Source organism: Pseudomonas sp. SIMBA_067 (assembly GCF_046534675.1).
In the GTDB taxonomy this organism is placed as follows: Bacteria; Pseudomonadota; Gammaproteobacteria; order Pseudomonadales; family Pseudomonadaceae; genus Aquipseudomonas; species Aquipseudomonas putida.
Genome location: NZ_JAWRYH010000722.1, coordinates 1 through 259 on the forward strand (window position 1 = coordinate 1; position 259 = coordinate 259).

A 259-nucleotide genomic window follows, 5' to 3' on the forward strand; every position below is an offset into this window, starting at 1 on the left:
TGGAAGTGCAGGGCGATATTCAGGTGGTGCAAAACTTCGTTGCGCTGGCAGATCTGGCAGAGTTCGACCCTGCGGAACTGCTGGCCCCTTATACCGGTGATATCGCCGCTGAAGGAATCAGCAAAGCCATGCGCGGAGGCGCAAAGTTCCTGCATCACGGCATTAAGCGCCAGCAACGTTATGTGGCGGAAGCCATTACTGAAGAGTGGCGTATGGCACCCGGTCCGCTTGAAGTGGCCTGGTTTGCGGAAGAGACGGC

1 pseudogene is annotated in these 259 nt (G+C 57.5%); it reads left to right on the plus strand.

Annotated features, from left to right (window positions below):
• Positions 1–259 (plus strand): annotated as a pseudogene (gene ubiJ, locus SB765_RS31050) (ubiquinone biosynthesis protein UbiJ); the annotation flags it as partial.